At 62.6% G+C, this 4,073-nt stretch carries 6 protein-coding genes; 1 reads left to right on the top strand and 5 read right to left on the bottom strand.

Annotated features, from left to right (window positions below):
- From EN884_RS28140 to EN884_RS28120, 5 genes are all read right to left on the bottom strand, one after another.
- The coding region (locus EN884_RS28140) for an undecaprenyl diphosphate synthase family protein (protein ID WP_206518305.1) at positions 1–116 on the bottom strand (116 nt) is incomplete at its 3' end.
- A gap of 34 nt (positions 117–150) precedes the next feature.
- On the bottom strand, positions 151–705 hold the full coding sequence (gene frr / locus EN884_RS28135) for a ribosome recycling factor (protein ID WP_013531759.1): 555 nt from the start codon (positions 703–705) through the stop codon (positions 151–153).
- A gap of 92 nt (positions 706–797) precedes the next feature.
- Positions 798–1,520, bottom strand: coding sequence for a UMP kinase (pyrH, locus tag EN884_RS28130; RefSeq protein ID WP_013531760.1), 723 nt, complete (start codon positions 1,518–1,520; stop codon positions 798–800).
- A 147-nt stretch (positions 1,521–1,667) separates the two neighbouring features.
- Entirely contained in the window at positions 1,668–2,777 is a 1,110-nt protein-coding gene (locus EN884_RS28125; RefSeq protein ID WP_063167967.1) for an aldo/keto reductase, read from the bottom strand.
- A 37-nt stretch (positions 2,778–2,814) separates the two neighbouring features.
- A complete protein-coding gene (locus EN884_RS28120) occupies positions 2,815–3,342 on the bottom strand; it encodes a nuclear transport factor 2 family protein (protein WP_063167966.1) in 528 nt (175 codons plus the stop codon).
- Between the two features lie 116 nt (positions 3,343–3,458).
- On the opposite strand from EN884_RS28120, the gene EN884_RS28115 reads away from it, so the two are divergent.
- On the top strand, positions 3,459–4,073 hold a 615-nt coding region (locus tag EN884_RS28115; RefSeq protein ID WP_164895191.1), incomplete at its 3' end, for a LysR family transcriptional regulator.

Genomic DNA, 4,073 nt, shown 5'->3' with positions numbered 1-4,073 from the left:
GTCTTGCGCAGCGCCTCGACGCCGGCACGATGGCCCGCAAGACGAGGCAAGCCGCGCGCCTTGGCCCAGCGTCCGTTTCCGTCCATGATGATCGCGACATGCGCGGGCGTTGCCATGTTCTCGCTTTCGGGTCAGCCGGAGGCCAAGACCCTAAACCTGCATGATTTCAGCTTCCTTATCGGAAAGCAGGTGGTCGATGGTGCTGATCGTCTCGTCGGTAAGTTTCTGAACCTGGTCCGAGCGCTTGCGCTGATCGTCCTCGCTGATGTCGCCGTCCTTCTCCGCCTTCTTCAGGAAGTCCATGCCGTCGCGGCGCACATGGCGCGCGGCGACCCGGGCGTTCTCGGCGTAGGTGTGCGAGATCTTGACCAGTTCCTTGCGTCGCTGTTCGTTGAGTTCGGGAAGCGGAATCCTGAGGTTGGTGCCGTCCACGATCGGGTTGAAACCCAGATTGGATTCGCGGATCGCGCGGTCGACCGCGCCGACCATCGACTTGTCCCATACCGATACCGAGATCATGCGCGGCTCCGGCACCGAGACGTTGGCGACCTGGTTGATCGGCATGGTGGTGCCATAGGCCTGCACCTGGATCGCATCAAGCAGATTGCTGGAGGCGCGACCGGTCCGCAGCGAAGCCAGATCATGCTTGAACGCGGCGATGGCCCCATCCATGCGCCGCTTGAGATCGTCGTACTCACCACTCATCTTTATCTCCTCGACCCGTCTAATGCGGGCTCACTGCTCCGTCTTCGAATCGGACCTTCGAAAACCGGTTTCCCTTCGAGCCTGGCCGCCGATCAATCGTCCGCGACGACCGTGCAGCGGCCGCCGCCCCTCAGAATATCGCCGAAACCACCTTTTTCGTGGATCGAATAGACGATTATCGGAATGTTGTTTTCGCGCGCAAGTGCAATCGCTGCAGTATCCATGATGGAAAGGCCGCGATTTATGACTTCGCCATGGCTGATGCGCTCGAAACGCGTCGCATTCGGGTCCTTCTTCGGGTCCGCCGAGTAGACGCCGTCGACCTGAGTGCCCTTGAACAGTGCGTCGGCGCCGATTTCAGCCGCGCGGAGGGCGGCGGCCGAATCAGTGGTGAAGAACGGATTACCGGTGCCGCCGGCGAAGATCACCACCTTGCCCTGGTTCATGTAGGCAGTCGCCTGGCGCTGCGAAAAGCTCTCGCAAAGTTCGGGCATGGCGATCGCCGAAAGCACCACGGCGTCGACGCCGATCTTGTTCAACGACGTGCGCAGCGCCAGCGAGTTGATCACCGTGGCAAGCATGCCCATGTGGTCGCCGGTGACACGGTCGCCGCCCTTGGAGGCAACGGCCACGCCGCGAAAGATGTTGCCGCCGCCGATGACGACACCGACCTCGATGCCCAATGCACGCGCCTCGGCGATGTCGCCGGCGATGCGATCCACCACTGAAACGTCGATGCCGAAATGCTGCTCGCCCATCAACGCTTCGCCCGACGCTTTCAACAAGACACGTCGGTAGAGGGGCTTCACCGTCATCTGGGCCTCTTCATTTGCATGTGGCGCGTTTCGGTGGCTACCCTCGCGCAGGCGCCGCCTCGAAACAATGGCGTTCCGATACACGAAGGGCGCCGCGATGTCACGCGGCGCCCAAACGGCAAATTCGCCGGTTTCCTGTCCCATCAATCAATTGGTGGACACGCTGGCCGACTCTCCTTCGATAAGCACCGGTGACACGTAGTTGGAGGGCTTGTCGCCGGTTGTCGCGCCGCCGGTGACGCGCGCCTGTATCTGCGCGCCGAAATAGGAATAGGGAAACGGCGCTGGAGTTCTGCTGACCCTCTCCAGCCGGTCGCGATGCGCTTTCGGAATCTCGAAATCCAGCGCGCCAAGATTGTCCTGCATTTGGCTGAGCGTCGTCGCACCGAGAATGACGGTCGCGATCCCCGGCTGCGTCGCTACCCAGTTGAGCGCGACCTGAGGCATGCTGCGGCCGATCTCGGATGCGACCTTCTCGAGTTCGGCCACGATAGCCCAGTTGCGTTGCGTGAACTTTTGGAACCCCGGATGCGTCGAGTTGCGAAATCCGTCGAGCCGGCCCGCGGTTCCGGCCTGAGCCGGCCGATACTTGCCGCTCAGCAGTCCGCTGGCCAGCGGGCTCCACACCATGATGCCGGCGCCATGGCGCGTGCCGAATGGCACGAACTCATTCTCGATCGCGCGTTCGGCCAATGAATATTCGAGCTGTAGCGCCGAAACCGGCTCATATCCGCGCAATTCGGCGATCGCCTGTGCGCGGCCCGCATACCAGGCGGGCACATCCGAAAGACCGACATGGCGCACCTTGCCCATCCGAACCAGGTCGTCCAGCGTGCGCATGACCTCCTCGGCCGGGGTCAGCCTGTCCCAGACATGCATGAGATAGAGATCGATATAGTCGGTCCCCAACCGTTTCAGCGAAGCATCGACGGCCCGCATGATGTTCTTGCGGCCATTGCCGCCGGCATTCGGATTGCCGGGCTGCATGTTCATGGTGAACTTGCTGGCGATCACCGCCATGTCGCGCAAGCCGCGCTCGGCGATGAATTCGCCAAGCCAGGCTTCGGCCGTGCCGTCTGTGTAGAGATCCGCCGTGTCGAAGAAATTGCCGCCCGCCTCGACATAGGCGTCGAACATCGCCCGCGCCGTATCCCTGTCGGCTCCCCAGCCCCATTCCGTGCCGAAAGTCATCGTGCCCAGCGCCAGCCGGCTGACCCTGAGGCCGCTGTTGCCAAGAGTGTAGTAGGTCATGGTCATAATCGTCTTCCAATGCTTGGTGATAGATGCCCGAGCGTCACTGGCCCGGAGTGGTCTTGACCCAGGGATTGCCGCGCTCGTGTGTCATGCGGAACGCAAAGCCATCGACCTTCCAGCCATCCGCAAAACGCGTCAGGTGATGCTCATAGGTGCCCCAGACCTCCCAAAGCGGGTCGCCATTGCCTTCCATCCGGTTCCAGGCATAGCCGTTCGACAGGACAGTCGCCGTGTCCCCTTCGAGAACGACCTGGTGATTGGTGCGCAGATGCAGGCTTGTCTTGCTGCCCTTGAGGTTGGCCGCCCAGGCGCCAATCAGGTCGTCGGAAGCGATGTTGGCCGCCGGCTGTCCGGAAAGGCTGCTGAAATCGGCAGTGGCCCGATCCGCGAAATAGCTGCGTGCAAGCTTCCAGTCCTGGGCGTCGACGGCCCGGTCGATGGCATCGGCAATGCGAATGACCGCGCGTTCGTCTGCGAGGGCCCGCCAGTCTGATGGCTCCGCCCCGCCGGCGTCCATCGGCGCCAACGCCATGCCTGCCGCGAAAGTTACGCGCTTCAACGCATTCATGTTCTTTCTCCTCGATGCCATCAGCCCATCGCCGACGTGCGGCCGGCAATGTGGACCGCTCGGTCGACATCGATAAGATTGCATTGTTCGTATGGACCATGCGATATCATGCATGAATGTACCGGGACCTGCTCACCCACTTGCCTGTGATCGTCGCCGTGGCCCGACGCGGCGGCTTTGCGCTTGCCGCCGCCGAACTCGGCATGAGCCCTTCGGCAGTCAGCCATGCGGTGCGCATTGTCGAAGAGCGGATCGGCCAGCCTTTGTTCGCACGGACGACGCGCAGCGTTTCGCTCACCGAGGCCGGCAAGGCGCTGGTGGAAACGGCGGCTCCGGCCCTCCAGGATATTGCCGAGCGGATGGACCGTATCCGCAGCGTCAAAGGCAGGCCGTCTGGCCTGCTCAGGATCAACGCCTCCAACATCGCCATACCATTGGCGGTGACGCCGGTGGTCGCCGCGATGGCCGAGCGCTATCCGGAGGTTACCGTCGAGGTCTTCGCTGACCAGGGTCTGGTTGATATCGTCGGCGAAGGCTTCGATGCCGGCATCCGGCTTGGCGAGATGATCGCCCAGGACATGGTCGCGGTCCGGCTGACGCCGCCGTTCTCCGTCGTCATCGTGGCCTCGCCCGTTTATATCGGACGGCACGGCCGTCCCAGCAGCGTTGCCGATTTGGCGAACCACAATTGTATTGGCTACCGGCTCGTCCGCTCCGGTGCGCTCTATCGC

The sequence above is a fragment of the Mesorhizobium sp. M7A.F.Ca.AU.001.01.1.1 genome (assembly GCF_004022735.1).
GTDB classification, from domain to species: domain Bacteria; phylum Pseudomonadota; class Alphaproteobacteria; order Rhizobiales; family Rhizobiaceae; genus Mesorhizobium; species Mesorhizobium ciceri.
The sequence above is the reverse complement of the archived record's forward strand: the minus strand, read 5'-3'. Positions and strand labels throughout refer to the sequence as shown.

Excerpts from the sequence above, each read along its gene's own strand:
- pyrH (WP_013531760.1), bottom strand. The coding sequence starts at position 1,520 with ATGACGGTGAAGCCCCTCTACCGACGTGTCTTGTTGAAAGCGTCGGGC.
- EN884_RS28120 (WP_063167966.1), bottom strand. The coding sequence starts at position 3,342 with ATGAATGCGTTGAAGCGCGTAACTTTCGCGGCAGGCATGGCGTTGGCG.
- EN884_RS28125 (WP_063167967.1), bottom strand. The coding sequence starts at position 2,777 with ATGACCATGACCTACTACACTCTTGGCAACAGCGGCCTCAGGGTCAGC.
- frr (WP_013531759.1), bottom strand. The coding sequence starts at position 705 with ATGAGTGGTGAGTACGACGATCTCAAGCGGCGCATGGATGGGGCCATC.